Source organism: Pseudomonas sp. P4795, from assembly GCF_048822895.1.
In the GTDB taxonomy this organism is placed as follows: domain Bacteria; phylum Pseudomonadota; class Gammaproteobacteria; order Pseudomonadales; family Pseudomonadaceae; genus Aquipseudomonas.
The window spans coordinates 280,239-297,916 of record NZ_JBMFBT010000004.1 but is presented as its reverse complement, the minus strand read 5'-3'; the positions used below and the strand labels follow the sequence as shown (position 1 = coordinate 297,916).

Sequence of the window (17,678 nt, the reverse complement as noted above, 5' to 3'; positions counted from 1 at the left end):
ACTCGTTGCACAGCAGGGTGAACTCAGGATGATGATGGCCCTTTCGCCCGCCGCGCAATTAAAAAGCTATTACATAGCCAGCATTGCTTGCTTATAATGCCGCGCCCTCGCTATCGCGAAACGGCATTAAAGCTCCTCTGGTTATGAGGAATTGGCAGGAGGCCAGCGCCTCTGTCGAACGGTCCCAGCAGCCCGACCCGCACATGCGGCTGCAGTAATTCAGGGAAGAAGTACCCCTATGGCATTCCGCGCTCCCACTCTGATCGCGCTCAGCGCTGTCACCCTGCTGTCCGGCTGTTCGGCGTTTCGCAACTACGACTCAGAACTCGCCCAGACCAACCAGCAACTGGCCACCGGCAACGTCGACGCCGCGCTGACCCTGCTGGAAAAGAACAACACCGGCACCGACAAAGACCTGCTCTATTACTTCGAGAAAGGTGAACTGCTGCGCGCCAAGGGCGACCTGTCCGGCAGCCAGAACGCCTGGACCAGCGCCGACCAAGTGGTGGGCAAGTGGGAAGACTCGGTCAAACTCGACACCGGCAAGTACCTCGCGCAGTTCGGCAGTTTCCTGGTCAACGACAAGGTGCGCCGCTACGAAGGCTACGACTACGAAAAAGTCATGCTGACCACGCAGATGGCCCTGAACCTGCTGGCGGTCAACGATTTCGACGGCGCGCGTACTGCGATCAAACGCACTCACGAGCGTGAAGCGGTGATCGCCGATCTGCGCGACAAGGAATACCTCAAGAGCGAGGAAGAGGCCGAGAAAGAAGGCATCAAGACCCAGTACAAGGATCTGCAAGGCTACCCGGTCGCCAGCCTTGATGCGCCGGAAGTGGTTGGCCTGAAAAACAGCTACCAGAGTGCGTTCAGCCATTACCTGGCCGGTTTCGTCTACGAAGCGCTGGGTGAAAAGGATCTGGCTGCACCGGGCTACCGCAAGGCTGCCGAGCTGCGTCCGAACACGCCGCTGCTGGAGCAAGCGCTGGTCAACCTCGACAAGCCGACCAAGAGCGACGACAGCGACATCCTGATCGTGGTGCAAAGCGGCCTGGCGCCAGCGCGCGATTCGATCCGCGTGCCGCTGCCGCTGCCGATTTCCAACAGTGTGGTGATCACCCCGCTGTCGTTCCCGATCATCAAGCCGGACACCTCCACCGCGCTGTTCGCGCAGATCGGTGTAGATGGTCAGCAGCTCAATCTGACGGCACTGAACAGCACCACCGCCATGTCCCGTCGCGCGCTGCGTGATGACATGCCGGGGATCATCCTGCGCACCACGGTGCGTGCAATCACCAAAGGTGTGGCGCAGAAGAAGATCAACGAAACCAATCCGCTGGCAGGTCTGGCGGTCGGTATATCTTCAGCTGTGCTCGAAGGTGCCGATACCCGTACGTGGCGCACCCTGCCAGACAACACCCAAGTGGTGCGTCTGCGCCTGAAAAAGGGTGAACACCAGGTCACCCTGCCGAGCGCCGTCGGCGGCTCGGTGGTCAAGGTCACCATTGACCAGCGTTTCCAGGTGATCACGCTGCGCGCCGTGGGCAATCAGGTGTACGCCGGCGGTCTCGCCGCCCACGTGATCCCGAGCGCCAGCCCGACCGCCGTCGCCAGTCTCAAACAACCTTAAGAACGGAGTCTTTGCATGCGCTTCAAATTCATCGCCGTCGCCGCCCTCGCCTTGTTGGCGAGCGGCTGTGCCACCCCGCCACCACCTGAGCCGGGCAGCGCCGCGAGCAAAGTCGTGGCCATGGGTCCGCAGAAACACATCGTGGTCGGCGCCATGCGCGTGGCTCGCGAAAACGGCTTCATGACCGTCAACGTGCAGTTGAGCAACACCCTCAACAGCAACAAGACGTTCTACTACCGCTTCGCCTGGCTCGGCCCTGAAGGCTTCCCGATTGCCGAAGAAGAAGTCTGGAAGAGCCAAATGATGTACGGCGCCCAGACCAGCTTCATTCAGGCCATCGCACCGACCGCCAAAGCCGTGGATTTCCGTCTGGAACTCAAGACGCCTTAAGCCCGATTACCCTATTTTCTGTTTTAGAGAGCATTCCCATGTTTGCACGCTTTTCCTGCATCGCCGTCCTCGCCCTGCTTGCCAGTGGTTGCGCCAACACTTCGCCGACCCTGGGCAGCAAGAACATCAGCTACGGCGACACCAAAGCGGTTGAAACCGTGACCAACGAATTCGGTTCAACCGATCTGCAAATGATCGCCGAATCGATGACCCGCTCCCTGGCCCAGTCCGGCATTCTGCAGGGCCGTCCGGTGGTTCAGGTCTACGACGTGAAGAACAAGACCAGCGAGTACATCGATACCCGCGAAATCACCACCAGCATCAAGACTCAGCTGATGAAGACCGGTGTTGCGCGCTTCGCCAGCGACAACACCGCGATGCAGAGCCAGGTTGATCAGCTCAAGCTGCAAAACCAGAGCGGTCTGTACAAGAAGAGCACCGTGGCCAAGACCGGCAACATGGTTGCCGCCAAATACCGCATCGAAGGCTCGATCAGCTCGATCGTCAAACGCAGCAGCGACTACAAAGACGTCTTCTACAAATTCAGCCTGCAATTGATCGACGTTGAAAGCGGTCTGGCCGAGTGGATGGACGAAAAAGAGATCCGCAAAACCACGGAGCGTTAATTGATGCGCACATGGATTGGCATCATGGCCCTGGCTTGTGCGTTTGGCGCGCAAGCGGCTCCGAAGGTCGCCGTCACGGATCTGGCGTATCAGGAACGTGTGGAGCAATACATCCACATCGTTTCGGCCAAGAGCAATTACCGCGAGGGCTACTACAGCGCCAGTGGTTCTTCGAGCTATAACGAGATCGAAGCCACCACCAGCTACATCGAGCAGACCGAACTGCGCAAATTCACCGGCGACATCAAAGGTGAAATCCTGCGTACCGGCATGTTCCAGTTGGTGCAGGGCACGCCGTACACAGCTGCGTCCAAGGGTGACGTCTATGACGTGATCAAGCGGATCAAGGCCGGCAACTTCAAAGGTGCCGACTACGTGTTGTTCGGCACCGTGTCGGACATCGACTTCACCCAGGACATCAACGAGCTGGCGAATACCGACAGCTATTCGGCGGTATTGGGCCTGACGCTGGTGGCGGATTTCAGTCTGATCAACACCAAGACTTTCGAAATCACCTCGGCCTTCACGGCGATGGGCGAAGGTCAGGACACCAAACTGGTCAACCACCGCGACATCAAGATCTCGCTGAACCGCCCACGGGTGGTGCGTGACGTGTCGAAAGCGCTGGGCGAAGACGTAGCCGGCCAACTGAGCCAACAGCTCGGTGGTGGCGGTTACGAACAGCCGCGCGAACCGCAGCAACGCAACAACTTGCCGCGTGATACTGCGCCGGTGATTTTGCGCTGAATGCTGGTTTACGATTTTTCTGTGGCGAGGGAGCTTGCTCCCGCTTGAGTGCGCAGCGCTCATAAGCTTTTGGGTCTACTTCGCAGCCCAGCGGGAGCAAGCTCCCTCGCCACAGTTGATTGTCACTCCGATGTCTCGGCAATGAAAAAGGCGACCTCGTGAGGTCGCCTTTTTTGTAGCTGGGGGATTTACGCCGCCGCTTTGCGCAATGTCGCCATGAACGCTGCCGCACCGATGAACAGCCCGGCAAAAGTGCGGTTCATGCGTTGCTGCTGCTTCGGTGTGCGCAACAAACGCAGCACTTTCGACGCCAGCCCGGTGTAGCCGGCCATCACGATCAGGTCGACCGCGACCATGGTCGCGCCGATCACCAGATACTGGATCAACAATGGCGCATGCGGATTGATGAACTGCGGCAGTACCGCGAGCATGAATACAAGAGCCTTGGGGTTGCTGATGTTCACCAGAAAACCACGGAACACCAGCGCCAGCGGCTTACCGATCGGGCGCACGGCAGCGTCGTCACTCATGTCCATTGGCAGCGCGCGCCATTGCTTGATCGCCAGATAAACCAGGTAGGCGACACCAAACCATTTGATCGCATGGAACGCAGTGGCCGAGGCGGTCAGGATCGCACCGACACCGGCGCCGACAATCGCAATCTGCACGGCCAGACCGATTTGCAGGCCGAGGGCATTCCAGTAGCCGCGCCAGAAACCGTATTGCAGACCGCTGGACATCGACGCAATCGCGCCAGCGCCCGGAGACAGACTGATGACCCAGCAGGCAGCAAAAAACGCCAGCCATGTTTGAAGCTCCATCGCACACCTCGACTCAGACTCGTGACAGACGTCTAAGCTAATGCGGCTTGGGGCCGATGACTACCGATTTTTCGCAGGATGTTGCGGACGCCGCCCAATGAGGCCGGCGTTCCGTTACTTTTCGAAACCGCTGGAAGGGAAAACTTCGTTGCTGCGCCAGCGCCGTACCGAGCGCTGAAAAAACAAACTGTTCGGCACCTGCACCATCGCGCTGCCAGTGCCGAGCTCTTCCGCTTCGATCAACGTGGTGTAGAGCAGATTGATCGCCACCACCCGACCTTTGACGCCCGGCTTGTCGGTGGTGTCCACCAGCTCGACCACATCGCCGAGGCGAAACGGCCCGACGGTGAAGATCAGAATTGCGCAAAGCAGGTTCGACAGAACGCTCCACATGGCGAAGAACGCCACCGCAGCGACCGCAACGAAACCCGACAGCGCCGTCCACAACACCGTGGCCGAGACCCCGAGACGTTCCAGCACGAAGATCAGCGCACTGCCCATGATCAGCCAGCGCAGCACGCCACGCAGCGGCATCAGTAGCTGCGGCGGAAACGGGTAGCGCTCGCCCAGGCGGGTCAGGCCTCTGGCGACACAACGCTGGGCGACGTAGCCGGCCAGCAGGATCAGCAGGATTTGCACGCAGAGCCAGATTGGCTCGGCCCACATCGCCGGCAGCGGCAGCTTGAACGCATCCATCAGGACAGCGCCTCCAGCTCCGCCTGCATGCTTTCCAGCGTCTCCAGCGCTTCCATCCAGGCTTCTTCAAGCTCGGCTTCGCGCACTTTCAGTTTGGCCTGTTCGGCCAACAGATCGCGCAATTCGTTCTTGCGCGCCGGCTCATAGATGTCGCTATCGCCGAGGCTGGCATCGATCTTCGCCAGTTTCTCGTGCAGCTTGCCCAGTTCGGCTTCGAGCTTGTCGGCTTCGCGCTTGTGCGGCGCCAGTTGCTGACGCAACGCAGCGGCGGCCTGGCGCTGGGCCTTCTTGTCGGTCTTGTCCGGGTTCACCGGATTGTTGCTGACCGGGGCATTGCGCTGGCGGTATTCCACCAGCCAACGCGCGTAGTCTTCGAGATCGCCATCGAACTCTTCGACCTTGCCGTCCGCGACCAGGTAGAAGTTGTCGGTGGTGCTCTTGAGCAAGTGCCGATCGTGAGAGACCACCAGAACCGCGCCGCTGAATTCCTGCAACGCCATGGTCAGCGCCAGACGCATTTCCAGGTCGAGGTGGTTGGTCGGTTCGTCGAGCAGCAGCAAGTTCGGCTTTTCCCAGGCGATCAACGCCAGCGCCAGACGGGCTTTTTCGCCACCGGAGAAATTCAACACCGGCTCGTCGAGCCGCGCGCCACGGAAGTCGAAACCACCGAGGAAGTCGCGCAACGCTTGCTCGCGCTCGGTCGGCGCCAGACGCTGCAAGTGCAACAACGGGCTGGCCTTGGCGTCCAGCGAGTCGAGCTGATGCTGGGCGAAGTAGCCGACCACGGTGTTCTCGCCACGGGTCAGGCGCCCGGACAGCGGCTCCAGCTCACCAGCAAGGTTCTTGATCAGGGTCGATTTACCCGCGCCGTTCGGGCCGAGCAGACCGATCCGCGCGCCGGGGGTCAGTTGCAGCTTGACCTTCTCCAGCACGGTGCGCTCGCCATAACCCAGGTTCGCATCGGACAGATCGATCAGCGTGCTGGAGATCTTGGTTGATTCGCGGAACACGAAGTCGAACGGCGAATCGACGTGGGCCGCTGACAGCTCTTCCATGCGCTCCAGCGCCTTGATCCGGCTCTGCGCCTGACGGGCCTTGGTCGCTTGCGCCTTGAAGCGGGCGATGTAGCTTTCCATGTGCGCGCGCTGCACCTGCTGCTTCTCGTAGGCCTGTTGCTGCTGGGCCAGACGCTCGGCACGGGCGCGTTCGAACGCGGTGTAGCCGCCGCGATACAAAGTGATCTTGCGCTGATCGACATGCGCGACGTGATCGACGACTTCGTCGAGGAAATCACGGTCGTGGGAAATCAGCAGCAAGGTGCCCGGATAGCTTTTCAGCCACTCTTCGAGCCAGATGATGGCGTCGAGGTCCAAGTGGTTGGTCGGCTCATCGAGCAACAACAGGTCCGACGGGCACATCAATGCCTGCGCCAGATTCAGACGCATCCGCCAGCCACCGGAGAAATCTCCTACCTGACGATCCATCTGTTCGTTGGTGAAACCCAGACCGGCGAGCAGTTTGCGCGCCCGTGCGTCGGCGGTGTAGCCGTCGGCGCTGTCGAGTTCGACGTGCAGACGCGCCAGAGCGGTGCCGTCGTGTGCCTCCTCGGCCGCGGCGAGGTCACGTTGCACCTCGCGCAGGCGCAGGTCACCATCGAGCACATAGTCGACGGCAAGGCGCTCGAGCGTCTCGATTTCCTGGCGCATGTGGGCGATGCGCCAGTCAGCCGGCAAGAAGCAATCACCCGAGTCTGGGTGCAGTTCACCCCGAATCAAGGCGAACAGGCTCGATTTGCCGGCGCCGTTGGCACCGATGAGGCCAGCTTTGTGGCCGGCGTGCAGGGTCAGCTCGGCGTCTTCTAGCAGACGTTGCGGGCCACGCTGTAAAGTCAGGTTCTGAAGTCGGATCATAATGGCGGCGGAGTCTACCAGCTTCGCTCACAACTGGCGCGAGAAGCACGATGTCCTCTGACCTGTGGAGCTTTGCCCTTGCCACCTACGCCCGTCCGGGCGTGGAAGACGCTTGCCTGCGCTTGCAGACGGCGGGCGCCAATGTGTGCCTGCTGCTGTGCGGCGCGTGGCTGGAACATCGCGGCGTGAGCTGCGATGAACAACGCGTGCGCCAGCTTCAAGAGCTGACCGTACCGTGGGATACCGAAGTGGTGCAGCCGTTGCGCGAGTTGCGCATGCACTGGAAAACCCTCGCCGAGACTGATGCGGTGCTCAAAGGTATGCGTGATCAGATCAAGGGATTGGAGCTGGAGGCCGAGCGTGCGCTGTTGTCACGACTTGAAGGTGTGGCTCAGGGCTGGGCGCAAAATGTGGCGGGCATGAGGGGTTGGCTGGAGGCACTGGCGGGTAGCGCGACCCACCTGAACCACGACGCGCTGCAAGTGCTGCGCGCCGCGGCGACTGGCGCTTAGGAAGCGCTGGTCGAGTTGCTGGCAGGGCTCGACGCGGCGGCTGGCGCGGAAGTCGAGGTGGTGGCTGGCGTTGCAGCTGCTGCGGACGGAGCCGGGGATGCCGGGGTCGCAGGTTTTGCCGCTGGCGGGGTTGCCGGCTTGGTGGCTACTGGTTTGGCAGCGACAGGTTTCTTAGCGGCTGGTTTGGCAGCCGGTTTTGCGGCTACCGGCTTGGCTGCGGTGGTAGCAGGTTTGGCCGCAGCGGCTGGTTTAGCAGCGGGTTTGGCCGCAGCTTTCACAGCAGGTTTGGCCGCTGGTTTAGCTGCTGCTTTTGCAGCTGGCTTGGCAGCAGTCTTGGCTGCCGGTTTTGCAGCGGCGGTTTTCGCGGCAGGTTTTGCTGCCGGTTTAACTGCGATTTTGGCAACTGGCTTAGCGGCAGTTTTCGCCGGCGCTGCTTTGGCAGCAGTGGTTTTTGCTGCTGGTTTTGCAGCGGCAGTCTTGCTCGCGGCAGGTTTGGCAGCGGCAGTTTTAGCTGCGGGTTTTGCAGCGCTGGCCGCAGCAGGTTTCTTCGCCGCAGGTTTCGTAGCAGCTTTCACCGGTGCTTTGGCAGCAGGCTTGGCCGCTGCTTTGGCTGGCGCTTTTGCAGCGGCAGGTTTGGCTGCAGCTTTCTTCGCGGGTGCCGCTGCCGGTTTGGCTGCACGCAGGGACAACGCCTTGCCCACAGCCTCTTGTACACGACCAACGCCCTGAGCCAGTTTCAGGCTTTCCTGAGCATCGCGTTTGAGTTGCAGAATGTAGCTGCGGGTATCGGATTGACGATCCTTCAGCGCATCCAGCAGCTCTTCGAGTTCTTTCACTGCGCCTTTGGCTTTGGTCTGCGCCTTGGCTTTACCGGCCGCAGCTGCGTCCTGCAATTTGGTACGGGACTTGTGCAGTTTTTCTTGCGCCTTGCCGCGTTGCTTCTCAAGTTTGGCGAGCAACTTCTCAGCATCAGCCAAAGCTTGCGAGCAAGCGTTTTCCAAATGCTCGAGCAGGCTGCCCGAGAGTTGTTGGAGTAAGTGCAACGGAGTATTTACAGGCTTCTTGGTGGCCGACATGGTTTACCTCCTGGCTGAAGTGAGTGCGGCTCATACTAGACCTCTGCTGCTACCGCCGCTAGGGCATGTTGACAGTATCGAAAGCACTCGGTTGCAAGCCTGCGAAAAACTTCTGCGTATTGGCCAAAGCAGTTCACCGTTGCAGACGATTGCGCTGGCATAATCCAGCGCAATTCAGGACGGAGAGTGCCGATGTCGCGCTACCTTTTTTTATCCCTCTGCATGATTTTTTCGCTCGCTCAGGCTGACGAAAAAACCAGCGCAAATGATGCTCACGATCTGGCCTACAGCCTCGGCGCAAGCCTCGGTGAACGCCTGCGCCAAGAGGTGCCGCAATTGCAGTTGCAGGCTTTGGTTGAAGGTTTGCAACAGGCTTATCAAGGCAAGCCACTGGCGCTGAGCGAGGCGCGGATCGAGCAGATTCTGGCCGACCACGAAGCACAGAATGCCGAGCATCCAACGCAGCCTTCGAGCGACGCCGCCCTGGAAAACGAGAGGCGTTTTCTCACGGCTGAAAAAGCCAAACCTGGCGTGAAGGTTTTGGCCGACGGCATCCTGATGACCGAACTGACACCGGGCACCGGCACCAAGGCTGGCCCCGATGGAAAAGTGCAGGTGCTGTACGTCGGTCGCTTGCCGGATGGCACGGTGTTCGATCAGAACACGCAGCCGCAGTGGTTCAATCTCGACAGCGTGATCGCCGGATGGCGCACCGCGTTGCAAGACATGCCCGTCGGGGCCAAGTGGCGACTGGTGATTCCATCCGATCAGGCCTATGGCGCGGACGGCGCTGGCGACTTGATCGCGCCCTTCACACCGCTGGTATTCGAAGTCGAATTGCGCGGCGCGACGAGCTGATCAGGCAATAAAAAACGGTGCGCTTTGGGCGCACCGTTTTTGTGTGTTGCGGGATCGGGATCAAGCCTGAACCGGATCCTCTTCCTTGTGCGCGGTATGCAGCACTTCGATCAGGCAGTCTTCGAGTTCGAAACGCTCGTGGAGCAGGCCACCCAGCTCCTTGAATTTCTCGACAACGCATTTGCCTTCATCGCAAAGATCGTTGAACGCCAGCAGCTTTTCTGTGATGACATCGATGCGCGGATAGATCGTCTCGGCGAGTTCCAGGCCACGCTTGTCGTTGAAGGCCTTGGCTTCACCAGTCAACTGTTCGTAGATTTCGAAGTGCCCGGCAGATACGTAGTCGACCAGCACGCCGCAAAATTCCTGCAACGGCTTGCGATCTTCGGACAACGATTGAGGCTTGGCGCCCAGCTTGTCATAGGCCGCGATCAGTTCCTCACGCTCCTGGAGCCAGCGGTCGATCAGCAGATGAACTCCACCCCAACGTTCCTGAGCATTCTGACAACTTTCGAGCATGGCGATCTCTCTTCCCTTGTGGGTCATGCTGCTCTACACCCGCGCCCCTCTTTGCGAGGGTCGGCCAGGCAGAGCGTCATCGAGCAACATAATTCCAATGACACGTGCGGGCCAGATTATGCCCGCACGCCTATGGCTTCAAGGTACGCAGGAGAGAAAGTTCATACAAGTGTTTAATCCCCGACCAGCTCCCGGTGCGACGCTTCGCCGCTGAGCGGTCGCTGCAGAGCGCTCCAGACCAGACGCAGCAGTTGGTAAACCGCCAGAATCGACATAGCCACGAAGAACAACAGACTCCACTCCGGGATGCTCAGATCAAACAATGTCCAGGACAATTCCGCACAATCAGCAGTGTCATTGAACATGCGCATCAGTGCACATACCCACGGCAGACTGCTGAACATCTCCTCGGCGCCGGGTACGCAATGCACCAGGTGTCGCATCGAGTCGCCCTGCAACAATACCTGCCGCCACGCCGCCGTCATACCGCCGAGCCCGGCGGCCAAAGTGGTGAGCCAGTACAGCGCCAGGCCGCATCGCTGCGGCCCGTGCACCGCTGCCATCACACAGCTGACGGTGAGCACACTGAGGAACAGGCGCTGCACCAGACACAGGCTGCACGGTATCAGCCCGACCGCATATTCGAGGTAATAGGAAGCTCCCAGGGCCAGAATCCCCGCAGTGAAAGCCATAAAGAACAGGGAGCGTGAGCAGGCCAACGACATGGCTAATCCGTAACATTAGAGACAGGCAGTTACGGTAGAGGAAAGCGCCTCAGCCTTTCAAGGCGGGCCACTGGCGACACTTCACCAGAAGTGTAGGGAAAACCCGACAGGTACGAGAGGATTCGGTGTAGTCCTCTGTAGGAATCTGCCTACGAGTCGTTTTTACGGTAATTATTCAGTCACTGGAAGTGAAAGGGGGAGCAAGCTCCCCCGAGTTGATCAGGCACGTACCGGCACCGGCAATGGTGCGGCCAGCAAGCGTTCATCGAGCAATCCAAGCCCTTCCTGGAACAACAGGTTGCTGCGTTCGGTGTCGCCGAGTTGGGCGAGCAATCGCGCCAGCTCCGCGCAGGTCTCCGGGTTGCGCTGCACGCGCAGGCTGCTTTCCAGGTAGTCCCGCGCTTTGCCCCACAGACTGGTTTGCAGGCACAGACGCCCCAACGTCAGCAGCAGACTCGCGTCGCCCGGATGCTCCTTGAGCCAACCCTCGGCGGTTTGCACTTGACGCGCCGGATCGCTGCCGCGTACCAGCCCATAGAGCCGCGCCAGATGGCTGTCGTATTTGCGTTTGAGCGCATTTCGCAAAACCTCTTCGGCTTCGACCTGAGCACCCAGTTGCCGCAGTTGTTCAGCGTAAGCCAACACCAGCGGCGGCTCTTGACGCTGGGCAGAAGACAATTGCTGCCAGGCGCGATTGAGCGACTGCAAACCGACCGTACCGTCCTCTTCACGATGCGCTGCCAGCGACAGATTTTTGCCCCAGGCGCGACGCTCGAGCTCCGTCAGCTCCGCCGGAGGCAACACTTTGTCCTTACGCAGTTCAGGCAACAGGCGGATCACCGCCGACCAATCGCCACGCTGCTGATGCAAGCGCTGTAACTGGCGCAAGGTCTGCGCGTTATGCGGATGGCGTTCGTGCATGGCTTGCAAGGTCACCAGCGCGCCGTCGGTATCGCCGCGGTCGGTTTGCAACTGGGCATGACTCAGAGCAATCGCCAATTCAGCTTGTGGCTGTCGCTCAAGAGCACGCTCGAGCAGGCGATCACTTTCTTCGTAGTTGCCTTGCTCGTTGGCCGCACGGGCAGCGCCGAGGTAATACAGCAAGGGTTGGCGCTCGGCTTCAGCGGCGCGATGCAAATGACGCTGCGCGCTGGCCCAGCGGCCCTCGGCCAGATCCAACTGACCGTGTTCGATGGCAACCTGCACACGCCGACTGCGGTTGCGCCGCGACCATGGATTGACCACGCCGCCGGAGGCCATCACCAACTCGATCAGCGCCTTGATACCCCACACCAGCAGCCAGAGCACTGCGATGAAGGCCAGCGTCGCCCACAGGCTCGATTCATAACGGAAGCTTTTGTAGGCCACAAGCACGTAACCGGAATGCTCGGCAATCGCCAGGCCCAACGCCGCCGTCGCCGCGATCACCAGAAACACGATCACATACAGGCGCTTCATGGCGTGGCCTCCTGCGCAGTGTTGGCGGCAGGTTTGGCGAAAGGTTTGATCGATTCTTCAGCGTTGACGTTGCGTCGTTCCAGATAACCTTGCACGGCACTCAGGGTCGCGGTGAGGTCCGGCGTGACCACCGTCACCGGTTGTTTGCTCAACTCGGCAACCTGCTCAAGCATGACTTTGCTCTGCGCATTATCCGGATTGAAATTGCCCTTGAGCACATCGCGCGCTGCGGCCATGGCCTGGGTGTACACCGGCGCCTGGCCATTGAGCGCGGCCCACTGCGCCTGCTCGAGTGCCAGACTCAACGCCAGACGCACCTGGCTCAGGCTCTGCCCGGCCAGCAACGGCCGCACGTTTTTATCGGCGTTGAAATCGATGCGGATATAGCGCGAAACCTTGTCCCACCACTGTTCCCAACGACTTTCGACGTCACCATCAGCAGTCAGGCCCAGCAGCGATTCACCGCGATCCTTGTACTCTGGCGCCAGCTCGGTGAGGTCGATCACTTGATCACGCAACGCGCCCAGACGCAGGAACAACCCGGTGCGATCCGGCTGCTCGGTGCTGCGTAGCGCTACCAGAGTTTTGGCTACTTGCTCGCGGGCAGCGAACGAACCAGGGTCGTTCTGCTCACGCAGAATTTCGTCGGCACCCTGCACCAGCGCCTGAGCGCTGCTGATGTCCTGCAAGGCCGAAAGACGCAGGCTGGCCAGACGCAACAAGTGCTCGGCCTCGGCCAGACGCCAATCCTTGCGGCTGGCGCCAAGCACGGTTTCCAGACGCTGATTGAGGCGCTGCTGATCACCCTGCAGTTGCGCCACCAGACGCTGGCGCTCTGCGAGTTCATCAGCGCCCGGCAATTGCGCGAGGCGCTCGGTCAGCCGTTGCTCGTTGAGTTTGAGGGTCTGCGCCTGATCATTCAGCGCCTGCACTTGGTTCAACTGTTGCGCGGTGTTGGCTTGCAAGTGCCGCACTTGCCAGACACCCCAACCACCCACGGCCACCCCGGCGGCGCCGAGCAGCAAGGCGATGATGGCCAGTCCGTTGCCTCGACGGGCCGGCGTGACCGGGGAGAGTTTGTCTGGCGACGGCTCGACCCGGGCTTCAATCACAGGCTTGGCGTCATCTTTTGGCAGGGCTGTTTCGCTCACGTATCCATCCTTTGCATTAGAAAACGGGCCGGGATATTCCCGTAACGCCGTCAGCAAAGCCGCGGCACTCGCGCCGCGGCAATCCACAACTGTTCGAGCCCCGGCGGCACGTGCCTGCTCGGCGACTCTTGGGCTTGGAACAAACAGCGGCACCTGCGCAAGTTGCGGCCAGGCATCGCCGGCCAATTGGCGCAAGTGCTCGAAACCCTGTCCACTGCTGACCACCAGCCCGTTCAGGCGTTCCGCTGCGATGCGCCGCAACAGTTCTTCTGGCGGGTAGGCCGGCAGGTCACGGCGATACAATTCCAGATAGTCGACACTAGCACCAAGCTCACGCAAGCGCTCGGCCAGCAACTCGCGACCGCCCTCGCCACGCAGGATCAACACTCGCGATCCGGGCTTGGATACGGCCTCGCGCAGACGCGGCAATTGCAGCAGCGCTTCGCTGTCATCGCCCTCCGTGGGGTAGCTCGCGTCCAGCCCATGAGCCTGAAGAATCTGCGCAGTCGCCGCGCCGACGCTGAACCACGGCATTACCGCAGGCGCTGCGCCAAGCAAATCCACGGCAATGCGCGCAGCCGGTTTGCTGACCACGATCACGGCGTTGTAGCGTGACAGATCGGCGAATGTCCGGCGCATTGTCTCAGAGACTTTCAGCGGGGCGATTTCCAGAAGCGGCAGACAGCTGCCGAAAATCCCCTCGCCCGCCAGCACCTCGGCCAACGCCGCGCAGTCGTCTGCAGGGCGCGTCAGCAACAGGCGCCAGGCAGTCACTCGTGACCAGCCTCGCCGTACACCGCTTTGAGAATGTCGGCAGCACCCTGGCTGAGCAAGTCTTCGGCAACCTGCACGCCGAGGGTTTCCGCTGAGGCGCGTGGCGCGCGAGCTTCAGCGCTGAGCAGCGTGCCGCCGCTCGGCTCACCGACCAGACCACGCAGCCACAGTTGATCGCCTTCGAGCACGGCGTAGCAGGCGATTGGTACTTGGCAGCCGCCATTCAAATGTTTATTCAGAGCACGTTCGGCAGTAACGCGGTCGGCGGTGTCGGCATGATGCAGGGGGCTTAGCAAGGCATGAATGTCGCTGTCAGCGCTGCGGCATTCGATGCCGACTGCGCCTTGGCCACCGGCCGGCAGACTGTCGTCAACGCTGATCGCCGAGGTGATGCGCTCTTCGAAACCGAGACGAATCAACCCGGCCGCCGCGAGGATGATCGCGTCGTACTCGCCAGCATCAAGCTTGGCCAGACGGGTGTTGACGTTGCCACGCAGGAAGCGGATTTGCAGATCCGGACGCCGGGTCAGCAACTGCGCCTGACGCCGCAGGCTGGAGGTGCCGACAATGGCGCCGGCAGGCAGCGCATCAAGACTCGAATAGGTATTGGAGACGAAGGCATCACGCGGATCTTCGCGCTCGCAGATGCAGAACAGACCGAGCCCTTCGGGGAAATCCATCGGCACATCTTTCATCGAGTGCACGGCGATGTCGGCGTCGTTTTCGAGCAACGCGGTTTCCAGTTCTTTAACGAAAAGTCCCTTGCCGCCGATCTTCGACAGTGGCGAATCAAGCAGCTTGTCGCCGCGACTGACCATGGGCACCAGTGTTACCAGCAAACCCGGGTGGGCCGCTTCGAGACGGGCTTTGACGTATTCGGCCTGCCAGAGAGCCAAGGCACTTTTGCGGGTGGCGATGCGGATTTCGCGAGAGGACATGGATCAATCCGTACTGAATAGATACGGCGGATAATAACAGCTCAGTCAAATCCACTTTGACTTGAATCAGAAACGGCGTGGCCTCCCTGGCCTGCAATGCCTGGTAAATGAACGAGCAGACGGGCCGTAACTACCCGGTTAAAGCCCCTGCATCATCTTGCGCACACCAGCCACATGCCGTCGGCTGACGATCAACGCATCACCGTTCAGGCCTTTGAGGAAAAGCTGAAAATGCCCCAGCGGCGTGCGTTGCAAGCGTTCGATGCGATCGCGAGCGACCAGTGCGTTGCGGTGGATCCGCACGAAGCGCTCGCCGAATTCGTCCTCGAGGGCCTTGAGCGGCTCGTCGAGCAGCACTTCGCCGCCCTCGTGACGCAGGGTCACGTATTTGTGGTCGGCAATGAAATACACCACCTGATCCAGCGGGATCAGTTCGATGCCTTTGCGGGTGCGGGCGCTGATGTGACTGCGCGGGCCTGTGCCGCTTTCGGCCGCGGGACGGGTCAGGGCCGAGAGTTGGCCCCGATTCGGACGTTCAGCCTTTTTCAGGGCTTCATGCAGATGCTCGGTTCGCACGGGTTTCACCAGATAGCCTACGGCGCTGGCCTGCAGGGCTTCCTCGGAAAATTCATCGGCACCTGTGCAAAACACCACAGCAGGCGGGGTTTCGCGTTCGCACAGGCGGGCAGCCACTTGCAAGCCATCAAGGCCCGGCATGCGGATATCGAGCAACACGATATCCGGCTTGTGGCTGTCGATCAGTGCCAACGCCTCTTCGCCGTTCGTGGCGCTGGGCTCCAGGACTGTATAGCCTTCGATTTCGCCCACCATTCGGCTAAGGCGCTCGCGGGCAAGTGGTTCGTCATCAACGATCAGGACATTCATATTGCGCTGGATTCCTGCGTGAGTCTCGCACAAGGATAGCGTAGACAAGTGGAGTGACGTCCGTCACCGCGATCCACGCTAAGACTAGCGCGAGCGCCAAAAAGTGCCGTACGTCGGCCAGCAATATTTGCCGATGCCCGGGTCGTACTGCTCAAGGCCCGCTGTTTTCTGCGTGGTTCACAGGGTCTGACAATGGACAATCCACACACCCCTCTCTCTTCTTATAGTCGGCGCCATGCGCTTTGCGCGATCTGCATGCACGCCCACCCTTCTGTCCAACTGTAGACGTTCGTCGGGCCGATATTGCTCAATCGGAAAATATCCTTGCGCAAAACCGCGGCGCACAGCGGCGACTATGGATCACCAGATGAGAAAAAAACGTATCGACCAGTGTCAGCGACAGGATTGGCAACCCTGTTATTATCCGCGCCAGCGTTTCACGCCTTCTTTTTTCAAGCCGATACGAGCGAATTCATGAGCACTGACAAGACCAATCAGTCCTGGGGCGGCCGCTTCAGTGAACCCGTCGACGCCTTCGTCGCCCGCTTCACCGCCTCCGTCACTTTCGACCAGCGCCTGTATCGCCACGACATCATGGGTTCGATCGCCCACGCCACCATGCTGGCCAAGGTCGGCGTGCTGACCGATGCCGAGCGCGACAGCATCATCGACGGCCTGAACACCATTCAGGGCGAAATCGAGGCCGGCCAGTTCGACTGGCGCATCGACCTCGAAGACGTGCACATGAACATCGAAGCGCGCCTGACCGATCGCATCGGCGTGACCGGCAAGAAGCTGCACACCGGCCGCAGCCGGAACGACCAGGTCGCCACCGACATTCGCCTGTGGCTGCGTGACGAAATCGACCTGATCCTCGCCGAGATCACGCGCCTGCAACAAGGCCTGCTGGAGCAAGCCGAGCGCGAGGCCGGCAGCATCATGCCCGGCTTCACCCACTTGCAGACCGCGCAGCCAGTGACCTTCGGCCATCACATGCTGGCCTGGTTCGAAATGCTCAGCCGCGACTACGAGCGTCTGGTCGACTGCCGCAAGCGCACCAACCGCATGCCGCTGGGCAGCGCCGCGCTGGCCGGCACCACGTATCCGATTGATCGCGAATTCACCGCCCAGCTGCTGAATTTCGACGCAGTTGGCGGCAATTCGCTGGACAACGTGTCCGATCGTGACTTCGCCATCGAGTTCTGCTCGGCCGCGAGCATTGCGATGATGCACCTGTCGCGTTTCTCCGAAGAACTGGTGCTGTGGACCAGTGCGCAGTTCCAGTTCATCGATCTGCCGGACCGTTTCTGCACCGGCAGCTCGATCATGCCGCAAAAGAAGAACCCCGACGTGCCGGAACTGGTTCGCGGCAAGACCGGCCGCGTATTCGGCGCGCTGATGGGCCTGCTGACCCTGATGAAAGGCCAGCCGCTGGCCTACAACAAGGACAACCAGGAAGACAAAGAGCCGCTGTTCGACGCCGCCGACACCCTGCGCGATTCGCTGCGTGCATTTGCCGACATGATCCCGGCGATCAAGCCCAAGCACGCGATCATGCGTGAAGCGGCGCTGCGCGGTTTCTCTACCGCGACCGATCTGGCCGACTACCTGGTGCGCCGTGGCCTGCCGTTCCGTGACTGCCACGAAATCGTTGGGCATGCCGTGAAGTACGGCGTCGACACCGGCAAGGATCTGGCGGAAATGAGCCTGGAAGAACTGCGCAAGTTCAGCGATCAGATCGAGCAGGATGTGTTTGCCGTGCTGACGCTGGAAGGCTCGGTGAATGCCCGTGACCATATCGGCGGCACTGCGCCGGCGCAGGTCAACGCAGCTGTGGTGCGCGGCAAGGCATTGCTCGCCAGCCGCTAAAAGCATCGCTGGCAAGCCAGCTCCCACAGTGTTCTGTTTTGAAGCACGATCGTGTGTTCGACTCAAACCCTGTGGGAGCTGCGGTGCGAC

17 protein-coding genes and 1 pseudogene are annotated in these 17,678 nt (G+C 60.6%); 7 read left to right on the top strand and 11 right to left on the bottom strand.

Going from position 1 to position 17,678, the window contains the following annotated elements; all coding sequences use genetic code 11:
* Positions 1 to 238 precede the first annotated feature (238 nt).
* The 4 genes from ACOI8A_RS13465 to ACOI8A_RS13450 are packed head-to-tail and all read left to right on the top strand — an operon-like array spanning position 239 to position 3,396.
* On the top strand, positions 239 to 1,633 hold the full coding sequence (locus tag ACOI8A_RS13465) for a COG3014 family protein (RefSeq protein ID WP_420647473.1): 1,395 nt from the start codon (positions 239 to 241) through the stop codon (positions 1,631 to 1,633).
* Between the two features lie 15 nt (positions 1,634 to 1,648).
* Positions 1,649 to 2,023, top strand: coding sequence for a YcfL family protein (locus tag ACOI8A_RS13460; RefSeq protein WP_420647474.1), 375 nt, complete (start codon positions 1,649 to 1,651; stop codon positions 2,021 to 2,023).
* Between the two features lie 38 nt (positions 2,024 to 2,061).
* Positions 2,062 to 2,649 (top strand): penicillin-binding protein activator LpoB, encoded by a 588-nt coding sequence (gene lpoB, locus ACOI8A_RS13455; RefSeq protein ID WP_420647475.1) that lies wholly within the window; start codon positions 2,062 to 2,064, stop codon positions 2,647 to 2,649.
* Between the two features lie 3 nt (positions 2,650 to 2,652).
* Positions 2,653 to 3,396, top strand: coding sequence for a penicillin-binding protein activator LpoB (locus tag ACOI8A_RS13450; RefSeq protein WP_420647476.1), 744 nt, complete (start codon positions 2,653 to 2,655; stop codon positions 3,394 to 3,396).
* 188 nt (positions 3,397 to 3,584) lie between these two features.
* Here the strand turns inward: ACOI8A_RS13450 and ACOI8A_RS13445 are convergent, their stop codons facing one another.
* The 3 genes from ACOI8A_RS13445 to ACOI8A_RS13435 form a co-directional block, all read right to left on the bottom strand.
* Positions 3,585 to 4,217 carry a LysE family transporter gene (locus ACOI8A_RS13445; protein WP_420647477.1) on the bottom strand — a complete coding sequence of 211 codons (633 nt, stop codon included), beginning with the start codon at positions 4,215 to 4,217 and terminating at the stop codon, positions 3,585 to 3,587.
* 114 nt (positions 4,218 to 4,331) lie between these two features.
* A complete protein-coding gene (locus ACOI8A_RS13440; protein WP_420647478.1) occupies positions 4,332 to 4,913 on the bottom strand; it encodes a mechanosensitive ion channel domain-containing protein in 582 nt (193 codons plus the stop codon).
* A complete protein-coding gene (locus ACOI8A_RS13435; protein ID WP_420647479.1) occupies positions 4,913 to 6,823 on the bottom strand; it encodes an ATP-binding cassette domain-containing protein in 1,911 nt (636 codons plus the stop codon). The genes ACOI8A_RS13440 and ACOI8A_RS13435 overlap by 1 nt, the downstream gene beginning before the upstream one ends.
* Before the next feature lie 50 nt (positions 6,824 to 6,873).
* Between ACOI8A_RS13435 and ACOI8A_RS13430 the strand changes: the two genes are divergently transcribed.
* Positions 6,874 to 7,335 carry a TIGR02444 family protein gene (locus tag ACOI8A_RS13430; RefSeq protein WP_420647480.1) on the top strand — a complete coding sequence of 154 codons (462 nt, stop codon included), beginning with the start codon at positions 6,874 to 6,876 and terminating at the stop codon, positions 7,333 to 7,335.
* Here the strand turns inward: ACOI8A_RS13430 and ACOI8A_RS13425 are convergent.
* Complete coding sequence (locus tag ACOI8A_RS13425) at positions 7,332 to 8,411, bottom strand: AlgP family protein (protein ID WP_420647481.1); 1,080 nt, start codon at positions 8,409 to 8,411, stop codon at positions 7,332 to 7,334. The genes ACOI8A_RS13430 and ACOI8A_RS13425 overlap by 4 nt on opposite strands.
* 192 nt (positions 8,412 to 8,603) lie before the next feature.
* Between ACOI8A_RS13425 and ACOI8A_RS13420 the strand changes: the two genes are divergently transcribed.
* Positions 8,604 to 9,269 (top strand): FKBP-type peptidyl-prolyl cis-trans isomerase, encoded by a 666-nt coding sequence (locus ACOI8A_RS13420; protein ID WP_420647482.1) that lies wholly within the window; start codon positions 8,604 to 8,606, stop codon positions 9,267 to 9,269.
* Positions 9,270 to 9,329: 60 nt separating this feature from the next.
* Here ACOI8A_RS13420 and rsd read toward each other — a convergent pair whose 3' ends face one another.
* The 7 genes and pseudogenes from rsd to ACOI8A_RS13385 form a co-directional block, all read right to left on the bottom strand.
* Positions 9,330 to 9,788 (bottom strand): sigma D regulator, encoded by a 459-nt coding sequence (gene rsd, locus ACOI8A_RS13415; RefSeq protein ID WP_420647483.1) that lies wholly within the window; start codon positions 9,786 to 9,788, stop codon positions 9,330 to 9,332.
* Positions 9,789 to 9,961: 173 nt separating this feature from the next.
* The gene (locus ACOI8A_RS13410) at positions 9,962 to 10,513 is read right to left on the bottom strand and encodes a disulfide bond formation protein B (protein WP_420651298.1); all 552 of its coding nucleotides are present in this window, start codon (positions 10,511 to 10,513) and stop codon (positions 9,962 to 9,964) included.
* Between the two features lie 219 nt (positions 10,514 to 10,732).
* Entirely contained in the window at positions 10,733 to 11,971 is a 1,239-nt protein-coding gene (locus ACOI8A_RS13405) for a heme biosynthesis protein HemY (protein WP_420647485.1), read from the bottom strand.
* On the bottom strand, positions 11,968 to 13,122 hold the full coding sequence (locus ACOI8A_RS13400) for a uroporphyrinogen-III C-methyltransferase (protein ID WP_420647531.1): 1,155 nt from the start codon (positions 13,120 to 13,122) through the stop codon (positions 11,968 to 11,970). The genes ACOI8A_RS13405 and ACOI8A_RS13400 overlap by 4 nt, the downstream gene beginning before the upstream one ends.
* Positions 13,123 to 13,158: 36 nt before the next feature.
* Positions 13,159 to 13,896, bottom strand: a pseudogene (locus ACOI8A_RS13395) (uroporphyrinogen-III synthase); the annotation flags it as partial.
* Positions 13,893 to 14,834 (bottom strand): hydroxymethylbilane synthase, encoded by a 942-nt coding sequence (gene hemC, locus ACOI8A_RS13390; RefSeq protein ID WP_420647486.1) that lies wholly within the window; start codon positions 14,832 to 14,834, stop codon positions 13,893 to 13,895. The pseudogene ACOI8A_RS13395 and the gene hemC, both read right to left, overlap by 4 nt.
* A 138-nt stretch (positions 14,835 to 14,972) precedes the next feature.
* The gene (locus ACOI8A_RS13385; RefSeq protein ID WP_420647487.1) at positions 14,973 to 15,719 is read right to left on the bottom strand and encodes a LytR/AlgR family response regulator transcription factor; all 747 of its coding nucleotides are present in this window, start codon (positions 15,717 to 15,719) and stop codon (positions 14,973 to 14,975) included.
* A gap of 474 nt (positions 15,720 to 16,193) precedes the next feature.
* Between ACOI8A_RS13385 and argH the strand changes: the two genes are divergently transcribed.
* On the top strand, positions 16,194 to 17,588 hold the full coding sequence (argH, locus tag ACOI8A_RS13380) for an argininosuccinate lyase (RefSeq protein ID WP_420647488.1): 1,395 nt from the start codon (positions 16,194 to 16,196) through the stop codon (positions 17,586 to 17,588).
* The last annotated feature ends 90 nt before the right edge of the window (positions 17,589 to 17,678 follow it).

Bases quoted from the DNA above. Each gene is read 5' to 3' on its own strand.
- ACOI8A_RS13465 (WP_420647473.1), top strand. From the start codon at position 239: ATGGCATTCCGCGCTCCCACTCTGATCGCGCTCAGCGCTGTCACCCTG.
- ACOI8A_RS13445 (WP_420647477.1), bottom strand. From the start codon at position 4,217: ATGGAGCTTCAAACATGGCTGGCGTTTTTTGCTGCCTGCTGGGTCATC.
- ACOI8A_RS13420 (WP_420647482.1), top strand. From the start codon at position 8,604: ATGTCGCGCTACCTTTTTTTATCCCTCTGCATGATTTTTTCGCTCGCT.
- ACOI8A_RS13435 (WP_420647479.1), bottom strand. From the start codon at position 6,823: ATGATCCGACTTCAGAACCTGACTTTACAGCGTGGCCCGCAACGTCTG.
- lpoB (WP_420647475.1), top strand. From the start codon at position 2,062: ATGTTTGCACGCTTTTCCTGCATCGCCGTCCTCGCCCTGCTTGCCAGT.
- ACOI8A_RS13440 (WP_420647478.1), bottom strand. From the start codon at position 4,913: ATGGATGCGTTCAAGCTGCCGCTGCCGGCGATGTGGGCCGAGCCAATC.
- ACOI8A_RS13460 (WP_420647474.1), top strand. From the start codon at position 1,649: ATGCGCTTCAAATTCATCGCCGTCGCCGCCCTCGCCTTGTTGGCGAGC.
- ACOI8A_RS13385 (WP_420647487.1), bottom strand. From the start codon at position 15,719: ATGAATGTCCTGATCGTTGATGACGAACCACTTGCCCGCGAGCGCCTT.
- ACOI8A_RS13405 (WP_420647485.1), bottom strand. From the start codon at position 11,971: ATGAAGCGCCTGTATGTGATCGTGTTTCTGGTGATCGCGGCGACGGCG.
- ACOI8A_RS13430 (WP_420647480.1), top strand. From the start codon at position 6,874: ATGTCCTCTGACCTGTGGAGCTTTGCCCTTGCCACCTACGCCCGTCCG.
- ACOI8A_RS13450 (WP_420647476.1), top strand. From the start codon at position 2,653: ATGCGCACATGGATTGGCATCATGGCCCTGGCTTGTGCGTTTGGCGCG.
- ACOI8A_RS13425 (WP_420647481.1), bottom strand. From the start codon at position 8,411: ATGTCGGCCACCAAGAAGCCTGTAAATACTCCGTTGCACTTACTCCAA.
- rsd (WP_420647483.1), bottom strand. From the start codon at position 9,788: ATGCTCGAAAGTTGTCAGAATGCTCAGGAACGTTGGGGTGGAGTTCAT.
- ACOI8A_RS13410 (WP_420651298.1), bottom strand. From the start codon at position 10,513: ATGTCGTTGGCCTGCTCACGCTCCCTGTTCTTTATGGCTTTCACTGCG.
- argH (WP_420647488.1), top strand. From the start codon at position 16,194: ATGAGCACTGACAAGACCAATCAGTCCTGGGGCGGCCGCTTCAGTGAA.
- hemC (WP_420647486.1), bottom strand. From the start codon at position 14,834: ATGTCCTCTCGCGAAATCCGCATCGCCACCCGCAAAAGTGCCTTGGCT.